The sequence below is a fragment of the Novosphingobium resinovorum genome, assembly GCF_001742225.1.
GTDB lineage: Bacteria > Pseudomonadota > Alphaproteobacteria > Sphingomonadales > Sphingomonadaceae > Novosphingobium > Novosphingobium resinovorum_A.
Window position 1 is genome coordinate 277,595 of record NZ_CP017076.1, and the last position, 18,828, is coordinate 296,422.

General features: G+C 67.9%; 16 protein-coding genes. 9 read left to right on the top strand and 7 right to left on the bottom strand.

Features of this window, described 5'->3' with window-relative positions; all coding sequences use genetic code 11:
* The first annotated feature begins 268 nt into the window (after positions 1 to 268).
* The 9 genes from BES08_RS18940 (at position 269) to BES08_RS18980 (ending at position 11,383) form a co-directional block, all read left to right on the top strand.
* The gene (locus BES08_RS18940; RefSeq protein WP_008828990.1) at positions 269 to 928 is read left to right on the top strand and encodes a sugar transferase; all 660 of its coding nucleotides are present in this window, start codon (positions 269 to 271) and stop codon (positions 926 to 928) included.
* Entirely contained in the window at positions 928 to 2,196 is a 1,269-nt protein-coding gene (locus tag BES08_RS18945; RefSeq protein WP_036525135.1) for an outer membrane beta-barrel protein, read from the top strand. The genes BES08_RS18940 and BES08_RS18945 overlap by 1 nt, the downstream gene beginning before the upstream one ends.
* A 41-nt stretch (positions 2,197 to 2,237) precedes the next feature.
* Complete coding sequence (locus BES08_RS18950; protein WP_036525132.1) at positions 2,238 to 4,379, top strand: GumC family protein; 2,142 nt, start codon at positions 2,238 to 2,240, stop codon at positions 4,377 to 4,379.
* Entirely contained in the window at positions 4,376 to 5,515 is a 1,140-nt protein-coding gene (locus BES08_RS18955; protein ID WP_051586777.1) for a glycosyltransferase, read from the top strand. Before BES08_RS18950 ends, BES08_RS18955 begins: the two co-directional genes overlap by 4 nt.
* Entirely contained in the window at positions 5,512 to 6,984 is a 1,473-nt protein-coding gene (locus BES08_RS18960) for a hypothetical protein (RefSeq protein WP_036525129.1), read from the top strand. The genes BES08_RS18955 and BES08_RS18960 overlap by 4 nt, the downstream gene beginning before the upstream one ends.
* Complete coding sequence (locus BES08_RS18965; protein ID WP_036525126.1) at positions 6,984 to 7,919, top strand: phosphoribosyltransferase family protein; 936 nt, start codon at positions 6,984 to 6,986, stop codon at positions 7,917 to 7,919. Before BES08_RS18960 ends, BES08_RS18965 begins: the two co-directional genes overlap by 1 nt.
* A 2-nt stretch (positions 7,920 to 7,921) precedes the next feature.
* Positions 7,922 to 9,019, top strand: coding sequence for a polysaccharide pyruvyl transferase family protein (locus BES08_RS18970; RefSeq protein ID WP_036525123.1), 1,098 nt, complete (start codon positions 7,922 to 7,924; stop codon positions 9,017 to 9,019).
* Between the two features lie 162 nt (positions 9,020 to 9,181).
* Positions 9,182 to 10,312 (top strand): cell wall hydrolase, encoded by a 1,131-nt coding sequence (locus BES08_RS18975; RefSeq protein WP_036525335.1) that lies wholly within the window; start codon positions 9,182 to 9,184, stop codon positions 10,310 to 10,312.
* A 303-nt stretch (positions 10,313 to 10,615) separates the two neighbouring features.
* Positions 10,616 to 11,383, top strand: coding sequence for a calcium-binding protein (locus tag BES08_RS18980; RefSeq protein WP_231958274.1), 768 nt, complete (start codon positions 10,616 to 10,618; stop codon positions 11,381 to 11,383).
* 3 nt (positions 11,384 to 11,386) lie between these two features.
* On the opposite strand, the gene BES08_RS18985 is transcribed toward BES08_RS18980, so the two are convergent.
* From BES08_RS18985 to BES08_RS19015, 7 genes are all read right to left on the bottom strand, one after another.
* Positions 11,387 to 12,886, bottom strand: coding sequence for a lipopolysaccharide biosynthesis protein (locus BES08_RS18985; protein ID WP_036525119.1), 1,500 nt, complete (start codon positions 12,884 to 12,886; stop codon positions 11,387 to 11,389).
* A complete protein-coding gene (locus BES08_RS18990) occupies positions 12,883 to 13,791 on the bottom strand; it encodes a glycosyltransferase family 2 protein (RefSeq protein ID WP_051586776.1) in 909 nt (302 codons plus the stop codon). Before BES08_RS18990 ends, BES08_RS18985 begins: the two co-directional genes overlap by 4 nt.
* Positions 13,788 to 14,882, bottom strand: a complete 1,095-nt coding sequence (locus BES08_RS18995) for a glycosyltransferase family 4 protein (protein ID WP_036525116.1) — start codon at positions 14,880 to 14,882, stop codon at positions 13,788 to 13,790. The genes BES08_RS18990 and BES08_RS18995 overlap by 4 nt, the downstream gene beginning before the upstream one ends.
* Positions 14,883 to 14,884: 2 nt before the next feature.
* Positions 14,885 to 15,748: a glycosyltransferase family 2 protein gene (locus BES08_RS19000; protein ID WP_036525113.1), complete on the bottom strand. Its 864-nt coding sequence runs from the start codon at positions 15,746 to 15,748 to the stop codon at positions 14,885 to 14,887.
* Between the two features lie 4 nt (positions 15,749 to 15,752).
* A complete protein-coding gene (locus BES08_RS19005; RefSeq protein ID WP_036525110.1) occupies positions 15,753 to 17,075 on the bottom strand; it encodes a glycosyltransferase family 4 protein in 1,323 nt (440 codons plus the stop codon).
* Positions 17,072 to 18,376 (bottom strand): polysaccharide pyruvyl transferase family protein, encoded by a 1,305-nt coding sequence (locus BES08_RS19010; protein ID WP_051586775.1) that lies wholly within the window; start codon positions 18,374 to 18,376, stop codon positions 17,072 to 17,074. The genes BES08_RS19005 and BES08_RS19010 overlap by 4 nt, the downstream gene beginning before the upstream one ends.
* Positions 18,377 to 18,541: 165 nt before the next feature.
* On the bottom strand, positions 18,542 to 18,826 hold the full coding sequence (locus tag BES08_RS19015; RefSeq protein WP_008828446.1) for a hypothetical protein: 285 nt from the start codon (positions 18,824 to 18,826) through the stop codon (positions 18,542 to 18,544).
* Positions 18,827 to 18,828: the final 2 nt, after the last annotated feature.

Here is an 18,828-nt window from a genome sequence, read left to right on the forward strand (position 1 = left end):
CGGGCCGATAGTCCGAAAGGGGTAGGTGGGTTTACGTCTTATGACCGTTTGCCTGCCGGCCATCGATGCCGTCACTCTGACAATCGTGATCAGTTCTCTTTGTACGGATACGAAAAGAGATCCGGTCCTTCGGTTATCGCGACGCAGAGAGGTATCTTCCATGGATGGGAATTCGGCCGGGACTCAGGCTCGGATACACGAATCCTTCTCGGATGCGTATTCGCCGAGTAGCACCGAACGGGAGGAAGCGACACAGCTGGCGCCCATCGTGCCGGGCGCCCGCTCGCGTTGGGACTGCTGGGACTTGCTGGCGCAGCCCGATCACGTGCTGGCGCGGCCGTTCGACATCGCCATCGCCTCGCTGGCGATCATCGCCTTCCTGCCGCTGTTCATCATCGTCGCCATTGCGATCTGGGTCGACCAGCCGGGGCCGGTGATCTTCGCCCAGCGCCGGGTGGGCCGCAACGGGCGCGGCTTCCCGTGCTTCAAGTTCCGCTCCATGCAGCTCGACGCCGAGCGCAGTCTCGACGGTATCCTGCGCGAGAACCCGCATCTGCGCGCGCAGTGGGAGCGCGATCGCAAGCTGCCGAACGACCCGCGCGTCACCCGCGTCGGCCGGATCATCCGCGTCACCAGCCTCGACGAGCTGCCGCAGCTGTTCAACGTTCTGCGCGGGGAGATGAGCATCGTCGGACCCCGCCCGATCGTGGTGGACGAGATGCCGCGTTACGGGCGCTACATCCATCACTACCTTGCCGTGCGGCCGGGTCTGACCGGGTTGTGGCAGGTCTCGGGGCGCAGCAGCGTGACCTATCGCCGCCGCATCGCCGCCGACATTCGCTACACCCGCGCGCGAACGCTTGCCTACGATGCCCGCATCCTTGCCGCGACCATCCCCGCCGTCGCTTCCGGGCGAGGGTCCTGCTGATGCGGTTGGCATTTGCGCCAACCGGTCTGGGGCGAAAACGCTTCCAGCGCGCCGCCGCGCTCTGGCTCACCGGATCGTTCGTGCCCGCGTTCCTGTCGGGCACCGCGCGGGCACAGGACTATCCGGTGGAAGTGCCCGAATCGGTGGTCGAGCAGACCGATGCCGAGGGCATCCGCATCGGCACGATGAAGGTGCTGCCCCGGGTCAACTTCGACCTGCGCTACGACACCAACATCTATAACCAGCGCAGCAAGATAGACGACGGTGTCGCCGTGGTGCGCCCCAGCGTCAGCCTGCAGAGCGACTTTTCCCGCCACGCGCTGCACTTCGACGCCGCCGCCGAGGGCCGCCGCTACCTCGACACCAGCGCCGAGAACAGCAACCAGTGGTCGCTTTCGGCGGGCGGGCGACTGGACTTCGCGGACCGCTTCGTGCTCGACGGCGACTTCGGCGTCGCGCGCAGGATCGAGCGGCGCGGCACCTTCGGCGACCAGTTCTTCACCGACCGCCCGGTATCCTACAACGAGTACGGCGGCGGCCTGCGCCTGTCGCGCGGCGGCGGCATCATCGAGTGGCAGATCGGCGTCAGTTCGCGCAAGCTGGACTATAACGACGCGCGCCAGAACGGGCTCCCGGTCGACCAGTCCTTCCGCGACGTCAGGCGCGATGCCGTGACCTTCCGGGTCGATTATCGCCGCTCCGACACCTTCGGTCTGTTCGTGAGGGCGACCGGTAACCGGCTGGCCTACGACATCGGCACCGGCCGCAATTCCAAGGGCTTCTCCGTGGTCGGCGGCGTCAGCTACCGGATAACGGACCTGGTGACGGCGGAAGCGGCGCTGGGCTACGTCAAGCAGGACACCCGCGATCCGGCCCGCCCGGACATCGGCGCGATGGACTACCACGTCAGCGTCAAGTGGACCCCCACCGCACGCACCCGCTTCGAACTGAAGGGCGAGCGCACGGTGGAGCGCAGCCCGCTGATGCTGGGCTCCGCCGTCCTGCAGTCCACGCTGGTCGGCAACGCCTCCATCGCGCTCGGCAGCCGGACGCTGGTGGGGATCGAGGCCGGGTTCCTGCGCAACGAATACGAAGGCTTCGACCGCCGCGAATCGCGCGTCTTCGGCGAGGCTACCGTGACCCGCACGATCTCCACCCGCATCGCCGCCTTCGTCGGCGTGAGTGCGCGGCGGCAGCGCGGGTCAGGCATCAATCCAAGGGAATACGACGGGGCAGCCGTTCGAGTGGGAGCCCGGATCGCGATCTGAGGCGCCACCATCTCCAGCGGCCGGAAGGGCAGGAGCAGACAATGAACAGTGCACACCAGATTATCAGTGCCGGTCCCGATCCGCGCGATCTTGCGCTGGCGCCCGGGCAATCGCTCATGCTGCCGTCGGCGCGCGTCGACCTTGGCGGGTCGATGGCGTTCTTCCGGCGCCGATCGGGGCTGATCGCGCTGGTCACGGGGGCGGCGCTGGCGATCGGCGCGGCGGTGACCTTCTCGATGCCGATCACGTACACGGCCGAGGCGGTCGTCAGCCTGCTGGCGCCGACCGACACGCCTGAGGCCGCGGCAAGCGCCGGGCGACAGGCCGGGCCTTCGCCGAACAGCTCTTATGTCGATACGCAAGTGGAGACGCTGAAATCGCGCGACCTTGCGCAGCGTGTCGCTTCCGCACTCGGCGTCCTCGACGGCAAGAGCGCGGCCCAGCAGGCCGAGATCGTCACCACGTACCAGAATAACGTTTCGGCCGTGCGCAGCGGCGAGAGCTATGCGCTCAAGGTCGCGTTCAAGGCGCCGAACGGGCAGGACGCGGCGAAAGTCGCCAACATGTATGCGCAGCAGTTCACCCAGATCGAGGTCAAGGCCGCGCACGAGAGCAACACCGAAACCGCCAAGCTGGTCGCGCCCCGGCTCGAGCAACTGCGCCAGCAGGCCCACGCCGATACCGAGCGGCTGCAGCGCTACCGCATCGCCAACGGCCTCTTGAGCACTTCGGGTGCCTCGCTGACCGAGCAGGAGATTTCCAGCTACAACCAGGAAGTCACCAAGGCCCGCGCCGAGGCGGCCGAGAGCCAGGCGCGGCTCGCGACGGCGCAGGCGCAGCTGCGCTCGGGATCGGCGGGCGACGACGTGGGCGAGGCGCTCGGTTCGGGCGTGATCGGCTCGCTGCGCGCGCGGGAATCGCAGATCGGCGGCGAGGTCGCCAACATGCAGGCGCGCTACGGCCCCAATCATCCCCAGCTCGTGCGCAGCCGGAGCGAACTCGCCGAAGTGCGCAGCGACATCAGGAACGAGATTACCCGCATCATGTCCAACCTGCAGGCGCAGCGCGATGTGGCGGACCAGCGCCTCGCCTCGCTCAGCTCCAGCCTCGGTGCGGCGCGCGGGAACCTTGCGCGCAACAACGCGGCAATGGTGGGCCTCGATGAACTGGAGCGCACCGCGCAGTCCTCGCAGGCGATGTACGAGACCTACCTCAACAGCTACCGCCAGCTGATCGCGCAGGACGGCACCCAGCGGCCGAACGCCCGCGTGCTGTCGCTGGCCGAAGTGCCGCTGCTGCCAAGCTCGCCCAACATTCCCATGAACATGCTGCTGGCGCTGGTGATCGGCCTCGGCGCCGGGCTTGCCGCCGCTTACGTCGCCGAGGCGCTGTTCCGCGGCGTGACGACGTCGGACGAAGTCGAGCAGGGACTGGGCAGTCGCTACCTCGGCGCGATCCCGCTGCTCGCTTCGGTCAGCCGCAAGTCGCGGCGCGAGGTGCCAGCGATCACGCAGGAACCGCGCTCCGCCTTCGCCGAATCGTTCCGCTCGCTGCGCACCTCGATCGAGCAGGCGGTCTATGGCCCGGCGCAGATCATAGCGGTGACCTCGGCGCTCCCCAAGGAGGGCAAGACGACGGTGGCCTCCTGCCTCGCGCAGACGCTGGCGGTCAGCGGGCGCGGCGCGATCCTCGTCGACTGCGATTTGCGCGGGCGCGGTGTCAGCAAGCTGCTGCGCCTCTCGCCCGAGCATCCCGGCCTGATCGAAGTGCTGGAGGGCAAGGTTTCGCTCGCCGATGCGCTGGTGACCGGGGAATCGGGGCTCTGTGTCCTGCCGGTCAAGCCTTCCGACCTTGCCCATGACACGCTGCTGACGGGCGAGACTTTCACCCGGTTGCTGCAGGAATTGCGCGCCTGCTTCGATTATGTCGTGCTCGACCTGCCGCCGGTGCTGCCGATCGCGGCGGGCCGCACCCTCGCCGGAATGGCCGACGCGACAGTGCTTGTGGTGCGCTGGCGCAAGACGATGAAGGGGGCGGCGCGCTCGGCCCTGGGCATGCTGCCGCGTGAGAGCGTCAACGTCGTGGGCGTGACGATCAACCGGATGGACATGCGCCGCAAGCGCCTCTTCGGCTACTCCGACCCGGCCTACTTCTACCGTGAATACAAGGCCTATTACGCATGACACTGAACCTGGCCGAACCCCCGATGGCGGGACGGCACACCCGGTTCAGCGAACCGCGCGTCGCCATCGTCCATTACTGGCTGGTGTCGATGCGCGGCGGGGAGCGGGTGCTGGAGCGGCTGCTCGGCCTGTTCCCGGGCGCGGACGTCTTCACCCACGTCTACGATGAAAGCCGGATGTCGGAGAGCATCCGCAAGGCCAACGTGACGACGACCTGGATCAACGGCTTGCCGTTCTCGCGCCGGTTGTACCAGTATTACCTGCCGCTGATGCCGATGGCATTGGAGCATCTCGACCTGACCGGCTACGACCTCGTCATCAGCAGCGAGAGCGGGCCGGCCAAGGGGGTGATCACCAGCCCCCATGCGCAGCACTTGTGCTACTGCCACTCGCCGATGCGGTATCTGTGGGATCACTACCACCTCTACCGCAAGGACGCCAATCCGATCGCCCGCGCGGCGATGCCGCTGATCTACCACCGGATGCGGCAATGGGACATGTCGTCCAGCGCAAGGGTGGACACGATCGTCGCCAACAGCAGCTTCATCCGCGAGCGCGTGCGCAAGTTCTGGCGGCGCGAGTCCGAGGTCATCCACCCGCCGGTCGATACGCGCATCTTCACCCCCAGCCTCGACGTCGATGATCACTACCTGTGGGTCGGCCAGATGGTGCCCTACAAACGCCCCGACCTTGCGGTGGAGGCGTTCAACCGCACCGGACTGCCGCTGCTCATGGTGGGGGACGGCGGGATGCTCGCCAGGCTCAAGCGCGTCGCCGGGCCGAACATCCGCTTCGTCTCGCGGCTGGGGTTCAACGAGTTGCGGCAGGCTTATGCGCGGGCGCGGGGCCTGGTGTTCACGGCGGAGGAGGACTTCGGCATCGTCCCGGTGGAGGCCATGGCCTCGGGCCGCCCGGTGCTGGCCTACGGGCGCGGCGGCGTGCTCGACAGCGTGGTGCCGGGCGAGACCGGCCTGTTCTTCGAACGACAGACGGCGGACTCGCTGGTCGACGGGATCGAGCGGTTCGAGCGCTGGCTTCCCGAATTCGACCCGAGCGTCGCGGTCGCGCAGTCCAACCGCTTCGCGCCCGAGCATTTCGATCGCAAGATCCTTACGGCGGTGGGGCAACTGTCATGAGCTTCACTTTCGTCGGCCTCGTGCAGCTGGTGATCGGCTTCGTGCTGCTGTTCCGCTCGATGCCCGCGATGCTGCTGTTCCTGATGGCCTCGGGCCTGTTCGGCGGGGCGGCGGCGCTGACGGTTCCGGCGCTGGGCAACAGCTCGATACCGCCGATCCAGTTCGCGCTGGTCTTCGTCTATCTGCGCGTGCTGATGCCGAGCGGCGGCTATTTCGAACTGTGGCGCGACGGGGTGAAGGACAACTTCCCGCTCGTGCTCTTCACGCTCTACGGCATGGTTGCCGCGCTGGTCGCGCCGCGCATCTTCGCCGGGCAGATCGATGTCGCGCCGATGCGCTTCGATGATGCGCGTAGCCTGTTCGATACGGTGCCGTTGAAGCCGACTTCGCAGAACATCACAGCCTGTGTGTACCTCTTGGGTGCCCTTATGGTCACGTTGAGTGCCTATGTGGCGGTGCGTACGGCGGGCGGAATCGAGGCTCTGGTCAAGGGCGGCGTCGTCATCGGCTGGGTCCACGCGCTGACCGGCCTGATCGCCTCGCAGACCAAGGGCACCTGGGTGCAGGACGTCTTCGCGCTGTTCCGCAACGGCGCCTACGCCCAGCTTGATCAGTCTTATCAAGGATTTAACCGGGTGGACGGGCTTTTCCCCGAAGCCTCCGGCTGGGCCGCCTTCGCGCTCGGCTGGTTCGTGTTCAACGCCGAGTGCTGGTATCGCTCGGTCTGGGCACGCCACACCGGCACGGCCGCGCTCCTGCTGGGCGGGGTCCTGTTCCTCAGCACCTCCAGCACCGCCTACGTCGGCCTCGCCTGCTACGCCGCGTTCTTCGCCGGGCGCGCCGCATTGTTCCCGGCCGGAGCGCAGCCGCAGCGGCTCCGGCAGGCCGCCGCCGCGCTCGTCGCGCTGGTGTTCCTGGTGGCGGTGGCAATCGCGGTTGTGCCTGGAATGGCAGCGAAAATCGGGCAGATGGTCGTCCACATGACCGTCGACAAGGGCGCCAGCACCTCCGGCCAGCAGCGCCTGTTCTGGGCCATGCAGGGGGTGACCGCCTTCATCGCCTCGGGCGGTCTCGGCATCGGGCCGGGCAGTTTCCGTTCGTCGAGCCTGTTCATGGCGATCCTTGGTACGATGGGCGTGATCGGGATCGGCACTTTCGTGTGGTATCTCATCAGCGTGGTGCGCCCGATCGGCGCCACCGTGGCCGCAAGTGGGCACGAGGCGATGATCGCGGTGATGCGGGCCTGCGCGGTGACGGCACCGATCATCCTGATCCCGGCAGCGGTGTCCTCCCCCAACAGCCACCCAGGCACCAGCTTCGCGATCTTCGCAGGCGCCGCGCTCGGCCTCAGGCGGATGATCCCGCACGTGGTGAGGAAGCCCGACCTGGCGATACTGGTCAGCCGCAAAATCTCAGGGTCGCCGCCGCAAGCCGTTGCAACTGCACGATCTTCCGGAGGTTCCGCCTGATGCATTTCCGCTCGATTAACGACCTCTACCGCGATGTCTGGCGTGGCCTTTCCCGGCTGCCGCACGACATCGACCTCGTCGTGGGCGTGCCTCGCAGCGGGATGCTGCCCGCCTCGATGGTCGCTCTCGCGCGCAACCTGCCGCTGGCGGACATCGATGGTTTTGCGCAAGGGCGGCTGCTCTCCTCCGGCCATACCCGGCGCGAGGAAGGCGCCGTCTCCCGGTTCGCCCACGTCCTCGTTATCGACGACAGTTGCCGCACCGGTGCCTCCATGCAGGAGGCGCGTGCGAAGCTGGCACACCTCGATTGTCGCATCACCTTCGCGGCGGTCTACGGCGTGCCGGGCAAGTCCGGCGGCGCCGACTTCGTGTTCGAGACCGTCCCGGAACCACGCGTTTTCGAGTGGAACGTGCTGCATCATCCGATCGTCTCGCGCTCCTGCTTCGACATTGACGGCGTGCTCTGCGTCGATCCGACCGAGCGCGAGAACGACGACGGCGCCCGCTACCTGAACTTCCTCGCCAGCGCCGTGCCGCTCCATCGACCCCGCCGAGAGATCGCGATGCTGGTGACCAGCCGGCTGGAGAAGTACCGTGCGCCGACCGAGGACTGGCTGGACCGTCACGGCGTCCGTTACGGCCAGCTCCGGATGCTCGACCTCCCCGACGCCGCCGCGCGGCGCCGCCTGCGGGCACACGGCAGTTTCAAGGCGGAAGTTTATCGCGAAGCCGCCTGCGACCTGTTCGTGGAGAGCGAACTGCCGCAGGCCCGCGACATTGCGCGGCTGTCCGGCAAACCCGTGCTCAGCCTTCAGGGCCCGCAGATGCTGATGCCGGGGATGATGAACCCGCAGGCGATCCGCCATACGCTGGCTCCGCGCCGGTTCCGCGCGCGTGTCGGCCGGATGGTCTCGCGCGTGCTGCGAGCGGGGTAGCGGTGAAGCACCAGCCGGTGATCGACGCGGGGAGCGAAGGGGCCGCGACGCCTCGCCATTCGCACCGGCGACAGGTCTTCGTACCGGGTGACCTGCACAATCTCGGCGACCTCAAGCTGGTGCTGCAGAACCTTGCGGTTTCGCGAGGGGAGGGCGGGGCGGTGCGGTACTGGGCGCGGCTCCCCGCAGCGATCGTCAGGCAGGTCGAGGAGGCAGGCGGCGAACTCACGCCGGGCAAGCGCCTGCTTCACTTCGCGGGCCGGGCCTTCGGGACCGATCTCGTGATTGGCGGCGGCCAGATCGTGCGGGACAACGTGTCGATCGCGTCGATGTTCGGCCTTGCACTGGCCGCCGTAAGCGCACGCGCTGGCGGCGGGCGCGTGGTCACGCGGGGGCTTGGGGTGAGTGTGATCCGTTCACGCTCCCGGCGTTTTCTCTGGCGCATGGTGCTGCGACGCTGCGCCGTGGTGAACGTGCGCGATGCGGCTTCCGCGCGTAATCTGGCCGATCTGCTGCCGGGCAAGGCGGTGGCGGTCCTCGCCGACATGGTGTTCCTGCCAACCGGCGCGTATGTCGAAGCCGAACGCGAGCCGGTCGCGCGCTGGATCGTGGTGGCGCCTTGCGACGACGGCAGCGAGCGCCGCTCGCTTGACGGCGCCGCGCTCGATGCGGTGCTGGATGCAGCTCAGGCGGCATTGCCCGACGCGCGGGTCGCCATTGCCTGCCACGACCCGCGCGAATCGATGGACAAGGCGTCCGCTGCCCGTCTCGCAAGCCGTTGGCAGGGGCGTGAGCCCCATGTCTTCGACAGTTTCGAACTGGAAACCCTGACGCAGCTCTATCGCGACGCCGCTCTGGTGGTGACGAACCGGCTGCATTCGCTGATCTTCGCGATCCTTGCCGATGCGCCCGCGCTGGCGATCGAGGACGGCACGGCCAAGGTCCGTGTCGTGGCCGACGACTTCGCGATCCCCCTGATCGGCCGTGAAGAGGCAGCCAAGGCCGGAGCCAAAGTCGCGGCGGCGTTGGCGTTCGATGGCGCGGCCCGGGCGCAAGTCAGGCAGGAACTCGGGCGCCGGGCGGCGCTCAACCTCGATTGATACCCGAAAGGGCTAATCCCGCTGCGCCGCTGCTCGCCCGCCGTGGCACTTTCCGTCCAGGCGGGAAGACGGCATCACGGCACCGTGCAGTATCCCGCTGCCTCGACATCGGCGCGGCCGTCAGGCCCTGCACGATTCCCGGTGGTCCGGGTGATGCGCGCGATGACGGCGATCGTCGCAGCTGTCGGCCTGTGCTCCTATGCACTGCCTGCCGCCGTGCGCGCGCCGGTCTCCGTGACGGCCCGATCCGGGCCGGTGATGCTCCGCAATCCGGTCGTAAAGCCGCCGTTCGGTTCCGCCGCGCCGGCCGCCGATACCGCCGGTTCACCCGAAAAGGCGCACTTGCTCAACGATGCGCGGCGTTTCGATGCGCCTCCGGGCCTCGCGAGGCCGTTCGCCTTCGCGGGCGGCGAGCAAGACCATCTGCGGGCGCTGACCTGCCTCGCTGCGGCGGGCTTGTACGAGGCGGGCGACGATGCCGCCGGGGAGCGTGCGGTGATGCAGGTGGTGCTCAACCGCGTGCGCCACGGGGTCTACCCGGCGAGCGTGTGCGGCGTGGTGTTTCAGGGGTCCGAACTATCGACCGGCTGCCAGTTCACCTTCACCTGCGACGGCGCGATGACGCGGCGGCCAGCGCCCGAAGCCTGGCGGCGTGCGCGGGTTCTCGCAGCGGCGGCGCTGTCCGGAGCGGTGGACCCGGCGGTGGGCGATGCTACGCATTACCATGCGGACTACGTCTATCCCTACTGGGCGCCGAGCCTCACGAAAGTCGCGCAGGTCGGCGCGCATGTGTTCTACCGGTTCGCCGGAGGGCATCTTGTCCGCCCGAATGCGCCGGAGCCCGTGATCGAGCGGCTCGGGGCACTCATGGGATCGGAACAGGCAGAAGTCGAAACCACCGCAGCGTCCTTGCCTACCGTCACGGAGCCCGCATTTACCGCCGCACATCCGTCCGTCATGGCAGGGAACCCCGGCGGTGTTCAGGGTGATGCGATACTCCTCGCCATCGATCCGGCGACACCTCCGGGACGGTGGGCAATGGATGCGCTCTCCCGCTGCGCGGGCAAGGCCAATTGCCGTGTCGTTGCCTGGCCCTCTCCCGCAATGCTGGAGGCCAACCGCCTGCGGTCGCCGTTCCAGCGCGACCTTCCGGTCTTCGTCTTCATCCGCGACCCGGCGAGCCACCGCGACCTGGCGCTGTGGGATTGCTCCGCCGTGACCCGTCCGGATATGCGGCAATGCCTGCCGCCCGACCGCGTCGCCGTCCAGAGACTGCTCCATACTCCGCTTTAAGGTTAAGAAACCGTCAGATTTCCTGCTCCCGTGCGGACCGGCGCAAGCCCGGGGCCGCGCGTCCCGTTGCGCCTTCCGGAGGGTATGATCGCCCGATATGCGGCCGATCCGGATTCGCCCTCTGGAGCAACGACAATAATGTCCGAATACGGTTTCCCTCTCTCTCGACGTCACCTGATCGGCGCGCTTGCGACCGCTCCCCTCCTTCCTTCCATCGCACGGGGCGCTACCCCTTCCATCAGCCGGCTGATGGTGCAGGGGCGTCCGCAAGACACCCAATCGCCCTACAAACTGGCTAACATATTGCCTGCGCTCGACAAGCTGGGCGGCGTGCGCAAGATGCGCTGCCGCGAGCCTTACAGCGGAACCGCAGGCTGGGCGACTTACGTGGGCCTCGCAAGGGCGGGCGTGCGGTTCTGCTTCACGCTTTCGGTGCGGGACATCCGCAAGAGCATCGCCGACATGAAAGCGTTCGTGGCGACCGTTCCCAATTCGATCTTCGCCATCGAGTTTCCCAACGAGCCGGATCTCAATCCGGTCACCTACAATGGCGTGACCGACAAGCGCATGGGCTTCCGCACCGGTAATGCACCGGCCCTGATGGCGTTCATCAAGGACTTCCATGCCGCCATCAAGGTGGACCCGGTGCTGCGCTCGATCCCGCTGGTCGCCAGCAACGACTTCATGCAGGCACAGCAGGCGCCGTACACCGACTTGGCCAATTCCCACATCTACCCGACGCCGCCGTCCGACGTCGCCGGGCGCGTGGCGGGGTTCAAGCAGAAGGTGGTCGAGAGCAAGACCACCCAGGGCATCATCACCGAGTGGGGCCGCACGACGGGGGGAAGCGCCAGCAACAATACCTCGCCGCCGGTCACGATCGCCCAGCAGGCGACGTTGCTGGCGTCCGACGTCAAGACCGCGATGGCGCAGTCCTACGTCCACACGATCAGCATCTACGAGCTGTTCTGCTGGAAGGGCACGAGCGAGATCACCAATTTCGGCCTGTTCAACACCGACCTGACACCGCGCCCGGCGGTGGCGGCGATCCGTTCCGCGGTAGGCGCGTGAGGATCAGGCCCCGGTTATCGCCGGGGCCCTTCGCCCTTTCCTGAAGCGGGCGATCGCGGTGCGTGCGAGGCCGAGCAGTTCGGCCTCCGCGCCCGCGCTTCGCCCGCTGCCGATCCACAGCAGGTGGAGCATGCCGAGGTAGGTCAGCGCGCCCAAGGGTGCGAGCACGGCGATGCGTGCGATGGGCATCGCACCGACTTGCAGCAGTTCGTGATCGGCCGCCAGTACCGCCGCCGCCATCACGACCACGGCCAGGATGGTACGCCGATGCGCCTTCATCTGATCGAGAATGGGGAGTCCGGTCAGCTTCGTGACGAGCGCGGACGTGATGAACAGGCCCAGCACCGAACTCAGCAGCCGTCCCCAGACCAGCCCCATCAGGCCCCAGCCCATAAGCCCGACCGTCACGCAAGGGACGCGCAGCGCCAGTCCCCAGACGTCGCGCACGAAGAGCGTGCGGGTGGCCCCTTCGGCCATGGCCAGGGGGCGCGATCCGGTCACCAGCGTCTGCAGCGCGTAGCTGAAGCCGATCACCTGGATCAGCGGCACCGTTATCAGCCATTTCTGCCCGAGCGCCACGCGCACCATCGGGTCGGCGAGCAACATGAAGCCGACCGCGATCGGCAAGGCGACGATGCCGATCGCGCCTTGCGCGGTCTGGTAGGCGGTGCGCAGCCGGGCCCGGTCGCCCTGCATGCGGGCGAAGCTGGGAAACAGGGTCTGGACCAGCGGCGTCGTCGCCTCGCGGCTCGGGATGGCGGAGACGTTGTCGGCCATCGAATAGGCGCCCAGCTGCGCGGTCGGCAGGAACAGGCCGATCACCAGCTGATCGAAGCGCCAGTTCACCACGTTCATCACCTGGCCGAGGAACAGCCAGCTGGAGAAGCCCAGCAGGTCACGTGAACGCGAGAGGGTGAAGCGCGGCCGGTAAGGCACGACGAGGTAGCTCAGCACCGTACCCAGCGCGCCGCCGATCGCCGATCCCACCACGATAGCCCAGTAGTTGCGCAGCCACAGCGCCAGCCCAACGGAGATCGCCAGCGCCGACAGCTTCTGCACGATCTGCAGCATGATCATCGGCCGGAAATTCATCGCCCGCATCCGCAGCGAAACGAGCGGATTGGTGAGCCCCGCCAGTGCGCCGGTGATGCCCGACAGCACGAAGAGCGGCGCCAGCCTGTCGTCGCCGTAGAGCCGGGCCAGCGGTTCGGACGCCAGCGCGAAGCCGCCGGCAATGAGGGCCGCGCGCAGCAACGACATGGTCCAGGCGCTGTCGATGTGCGCGGGCGTCACCTCGTCGCGCTGGATGAGGGCCGATCCGACCGAAAGCTCGGTCAGCGCGACCAGTACGCCCAGCACCGTCGTGCAGATGGCGACGAGGCCGAAGTCCTGCGGCGTGAGCAACCGCGCCAGCACGACCAGCGCGCCGAGATTGGCGAGGTTGGTGGCGATCCGCGTTGCCCCGAGGGCTGCGGCGCCGCGCGCTACACCGACCTTGCTCATGCGGCGCTGGCCGGGCGTGGCTGGCGCAGGTCGTCCCAGATGCCGCGCGTGGTGCGCCAGCCGACCGCCAGAGCGCGCTTGCTGGGGGCCTGAAAAAACGAGCGCAGGATCAGCCACAGCGCCGCGCCGTTGCTGCCGAAGCGGCGCTTGATGTCGGCTTCCACCAGCTTGTGCTGCGACCGGATGCGCGCCCGTTCGCCCGCACGCTCGACGTCGGCGAGGAGGTTGGCGAAGATGGCGCGGTGGCCGGAGAGCACCTTGTTCATATTGGTCGTGATCCGCTCGTGCGGGCCACAGTTGAACCGCACCAGCGGCAGGCGCGCAACCCCCATGGGTCCGATACGGCGCAAACGGAACCACAAGTCCCAGTCCTGGCAGCTGGGCAGCTCCGGATTGAACCCGGTTGCCTCCTGCAGCGCCGATCGCCGGATCACCGCGCCCGACGTGCTGCCGAGGCCATTGGCGCAGCGCAAGTCGAGCAGCGAGGGGTTGTCGCGCGGCCGGTGGATCTTCTCCACCTTGATGCCGACGAGGCGAAATCCGCAGAACAGGCCGACCAGATCGGGCCGTTCCTCCAGCAGCGCGAACTGGCGCTCCAGCTTTTCCGGCTCCCACGCATCGTCGGAATCGAGGAAGGCGACCCATTCCGACTGCGCCCGCGCGATCCCGGCATTGCGCGCGACATTGGCGCCGCCGTGCTGCATCTCGACCAGTTCGATCGCCGGATCGTCCTGCGCCAGCGTGCGGACCCATTCGATCGTGCCGTCGGTCGAGCCGTCGTCGACGATGAAGATCCGCGCGACCGGCAGGGTCTGCGCCTTTATGCTGGCGATGGCCTCGGGCAGCAGGTCCCGGCGGTTGTAGGTCGGGATCACCACGTCGATGGTCGGGCCTGCGTGCTTCATCGCGGCTGTCCTCCTGAAACCTGTTTGATGACGTCCATCAGGCCCGAGCCCGCCGCCTTCCAGGTGAAGCGCGCGGCGCGGCGGCGACCCTGTGCGATCTTGAAGGCGCGCAGGGCTGGATCGTTGCGCAGGCGCACGATAGCCTCGGCCCACTCGTCCGGGCGGTCGGTGCCGGCGTAGATCGCGGCGTCTCCGCAAGCCTCGGGGATCGCGCCGGCCGGGCTGGCGATGACGGGGCAGTCGCACAGCATCGCTTCGAGCGGGGGAAGTCCGAAGCCTTCGGTGCGCGAGGGAAACAGGATCGCCACTGCGCCGCCGAGAAGACTCTTGAGTTCGCCGTCATCAGGCCGTCCGGCAAAGATCGTGCCCTCGGGCGGACGGAGCCCCGCCGCGGCGAGCGCCTCGCGCTGCGGGCCGACGACCACCAGCCGGGTCGGGGCGGCGGCGCCGGAGGAGAAGGCGTCGAAGACGACCGTGTTGTTCTTGTAGGCCTTGGGACTGCCGAACAGGACGGCGTAGCTCCCCGGTATCAGGCCAAGGCGTTCGCGCAGGCCGTTGTCCTCGGCCGCATCGAGGATGTGGTCGGCCCCGTTGGCGATGACGCGCGTGCGCCCCTGATCGGCGATGGCATGCTGATGCAGCAGGCGGCGGGAGAATTCCGAGACGGTCAGCGTCGCCTTGCTCGATCGCCCCAGCAGCGGCGTCAGCCAGCGATAGCCGATCCGCTGGCGGGCCGGATAGCCGCAGTCGGAGAACAGGAACTGCACGTCATGGATCATCGTGATCTTGTTGCGGTGGGCGATCGGCGCGAGGTTGGCGAGGTTCACCAGCACCCCGTCGCGGCTCGCCAGCGGCAGAATGACCTGTTCCCAGAACTGGTCGGTTCGCGCGTAGTCGCGTCGCTCTATGGCTTGTAGTGGCGGCACCCAGTCGGCTTTTGTCGCCGTCATCAGATAGGCGCGGGGCCGGTGTTCAAGGGGGATCAGCGCCAGCATGCGGTCGCACTCGCGGATCAGCCGGTCGGCGACGCGGTGGACGCCGTTCAGCCCGCCGGAATAGAATTTGCCGTTGAAGTAGATGGGGCGCGGCATGGTCACATCGTCTCGACGCGGCGCGGATCGATGCGGCCGGTCATGAGGTCGCGAAGCGCGATGAGGTTGCCCAGCAGGCGCCCGCGCCGGTCGATGTGCGGTTCGGGATAGAAGCTGCGCAGCGCGTTCGAGGCAAGGTTCTGTACCAGTAGCCGCTGGCCGAGGTTGGGCTGCATCGTACCCTTGCGCCACAAGTGGACGAGGTTGGCGACTTGCGAATAGCCCAGCCGCTTGCCCGGCGACCGGGCGCTGCGGGTGCCGAGGTGGATGCCGGTCAGCCGATCGCCCGACACCAGCCTGCCGCGCTTGCCAAGCTGGTGGGTGAAGTCGATGTCCTCCTGCCAGCCGTAAAGCGGCAGCGCCTCGTCGAACCACAGCCCGTCGATGGCCGAAGCGCGCACGGCCATGTTGCAGCCGTAGAGCGCCTGTCGCGGCCGGAGCGGAGTGAAGGCGGGCAGGGTGTGGCCGTCCAGCCTCAGCGCGGCGGCGTCGAAGGGGATTTCCTCGCCGTGGATGCCGTCGGCCAGCAGGTCCCCGGTCGCCCCGACGATGCCCTGGTCGGCGAACGTCTCCTCGATCACCGCGAGGTAGTCGTTATGGACGACGAAATCGTCGTCGAGGAACACTATCACGTCGGTCTTGTCGCTCAGGTAACGCAAGGCCGCGTTGCGCTGGCGGCACAGGCCCTTGTCTCCTAAGATCACGCGGGCGGGCATGCGTGCCCGATCGATGCCCGCTACGTCGTCCGGTCCGGTGGCCGATACGAGGATGCCGTCCGGCAGTCGGCTTTGCTCGGCAATGCGGTCCACCGTGCGGGCGAGCAGTGCGGCACGGCCGACGGTGGCGAATACGACGTGGATGCGCATGGGACTATACTCCCCCGGCCGCGCGGCGGTCGCGGAATGGCAGGATGATGGCGGTCGGGGGGTATTCGGGGGCGTCGCTCACGCTGCGCCGCACCGCCGCGAGAAGACCGGTGCGGCCGTCGTCGAGGAGCCCGGCGTAGCCATCGAGCAGGGCGTCGATCCAGCGATTGGGCGACAGCGCGAGGGCGCGGGTGGCGCGGTGCGCGTTCTCGCTCATTTCGCGTGCCCGCGCGTCGTCGGCGAAGATCGCACCGAGACCGGCGGCGAAGGCGCCCATGTCGCGCGGATCGACGGCAAGGCCGGCGCCCGCCGCTACGATGTCCGGCGCGATCAGCGCATCGCGTGAGGCGATGACGGGCAGGCCGCTCCACAGAGCTTCCACGGCGGCGAGGCCGAACGGCTCGATATGGCGGCTGGGCATGACGACTACTCGGGCATCGCGGGCGAACTGGCCGATTTCCGAAGGCTTGCGGCGGCCGAGCCAGGCCATCTCCGGGTAACGGCGGCGCAAGTCGGCAAGCATGTCGCCGTCGCCGATGGCGGTCAGCCGCACTCCGGCGCGGCGGCAGGCTTCGGCCGCCAGGTCTATACCCTTGGTCGCTTCCATGCGGCCGACGAACAGGACGCCCCGGTTCTCCTCGGCGGGTATGCGCTCGGGAGTCCACGGGACGACCGGATTGGGCAGTACCGCCATGTCGCGCTCCGTCAGACCGGAGCGCGCGAAAAATCCGGCCATGCCGCCGTGGATCAGCAGCACGGGAGGCGGCTGGTCACCGATGACGCCGTTCTGGATGCCCTGCCGGGCGCTGCGCCACAGCTTCGAGACTTTGCCGCGCCGGTCGCAGGCGGAGGTAAGGCAGGCCGCGCTCATCGGCGTGGCGGGGCAGGGCGCGTCCCGGCCGAAATGGAACATCGCGCCGTTGGGGCAGGTGAGGAAGAAGTCGTGCGCGTGGACCAGCATGCGCTCGCGGACTGGCCGCATCGCTGCGAACAGCGCGGGCGAGAGGATCTGCGACCAGCCGTGGATATGATAGACCGTTCGCGGGGTGTCGTGGCTGGCGATCCATTGGGCCACCATTGCCGCTGCGGGGCGATTGTAGAGGCCGTGTACCATTGCCTTGGCTCGGCTGCCCTCCAGCAGCCGTCCATGGCCGAGGGCGACGACCTCGATGCCATCGGCCTCGAGATCGGGGTTGCCGCCGGAGCCGCACAGCAGCGTCACCTTCTGTCCGCGCCGCGCGAACTGCACCGCTGCCTCCAGCGCAAGCTGCGAAGCGCCGCCCTTGGCGTGGGCAAGGTCGTTGATGATGACGATGCGGTCGATCATCCGGCCACCGCAAGCTGGCCGGTCAGCGCATGAATGGCATCGGTCGCGCCTTGCAGCAGGTCGGTATGGACTTTCTCGTCGACGCCCTGCTCGATGGCCGTCACCGCAAGGTCGGCGACGTGCATCGGGCTCGTCTCACGCGGGTCGATGACGAAGGCGCCGCGTCCGGTCAGTTGGAAGAAGCTGCGCAGCTTGCTGTCCCAGGCAAAACCTATCGTCGGCACCCGGTAGGAATAGGCGACGATGCAGGCATGGAGGCGATGGGCGAGCACGCAGTCGAAACCGGACAGGGCATGGGCAAGTTCACGCGGCTCGGCGAAGTCGGGGGCGAAGTCGATGCCCGGCTCGCGGCCGATCCGGGCCTTCAGGCGGTCGCGGAACAGGCGGTCCTCCGGACTGCCGTTGGTGAACAGGACGACGTCGCGCCGAAGCGCCGTCAATTGGCGCGCCACGGCGCGCATCCATGCTTCCAACTGCCCGTCGTCGTGGGCACCCTCGTGATGAAGGCGCAGGGCGATAGGGGCCGTCACGCAGAGCCCGACGCGCGGCGGCCCGGATATTCTCGGTGTACCGTAATGTCGGGCGCTGAGAAGGCCGGGGTCCGGTGCGATCGTGGCCGGTCCGATGCCTTGGGTGCCCATGGTCGCGCGCCAGGTTTCGGCGGAGAGGTCGTCGCGAACCGATATGTGCAGCAGACGCGCCGCCCGCAGTTGCTCGGCCAGCCGTGTGCGTCCGGCGGTGGACCATTCCGCAGAGACGCCGACGCTTGCGATCGCCACCGGCAGTCGGCGGGCATTGGTCAGCTTGAGGGCTTCGGCGATCTTTACCGGAAAGTTCTGGTCGACATCCTGGAACAGCGCACCGCCGCCGATGATCACGCCGTCGCAGGCGGCCAGCGCCGTCTTCCAGCGCGGCGCAAGGCGATAGCGTACCAGCACCAGCAGCAGAGCGGGAACGAGCAGGGCACGCAGACCGGCCGGGAGGCGCTCGATGATCGATAGTGCAGTCGTACGGCGGCGCCCATGAGCGGCGCTGAAGCGGGTGCGCCCGGCGAGGTCGATCGAAACCGGCTCCATGCGCGGCCGGGCGCGGCGCAATTCGCCTTCCAGGCATTCCGCGATGATCCCGTCGCCCAGGTTCGGGCTGTACTTGACGTTCAGTATGGCGACGCGGGCGGCCGCAGGGGTTTCATCGGCGGAATGGTCGATGGTTTCCTCCGGCTGATCGGGGGTGTCTGGCGGATTCGAGAGGTGTTGAGCGTCGCGCGGATCGTCGAGCATCAATCGTTCGGCGGCTTCCATGGACGATCCTGTTTCCGGTTGCGGACAGACTGCATCCCGCGGCGCGGATCGGACGACCGCGACTGCACTGCAACAAGGCCAAGAGTATGAAATCGCAGCGCTCTGGCGAAGAGGTGCGAATGGGGGGCTACCGAAGGGGTAGGGCGGGGCACGGTGTGCGGATGGTCAGGACAACGGCCTGCCGTATTCTACCAGATCGGCCAGCGCGCGTAGCTGCTCGGGCAGTTCGGCGGACAGTCCGAAGCACTCGTAGAAGTTCACCGTAGCGCCCAGCATGGCGACCGCGACGGTGCTGGCAGGCAGCCCGCGCTCCGCCAGTCGCGCGTAAGTGGCGGCGAGCTGGTGCGACACGGGCGCGAAGTCGCGGTAGTCGATGTCGGCGCTGGTACGCGCGAGGCGATCAAGGCAGTCCCTGACGGTGTCGCGCTCGGTTTTTGAAGTATCGTGCATAT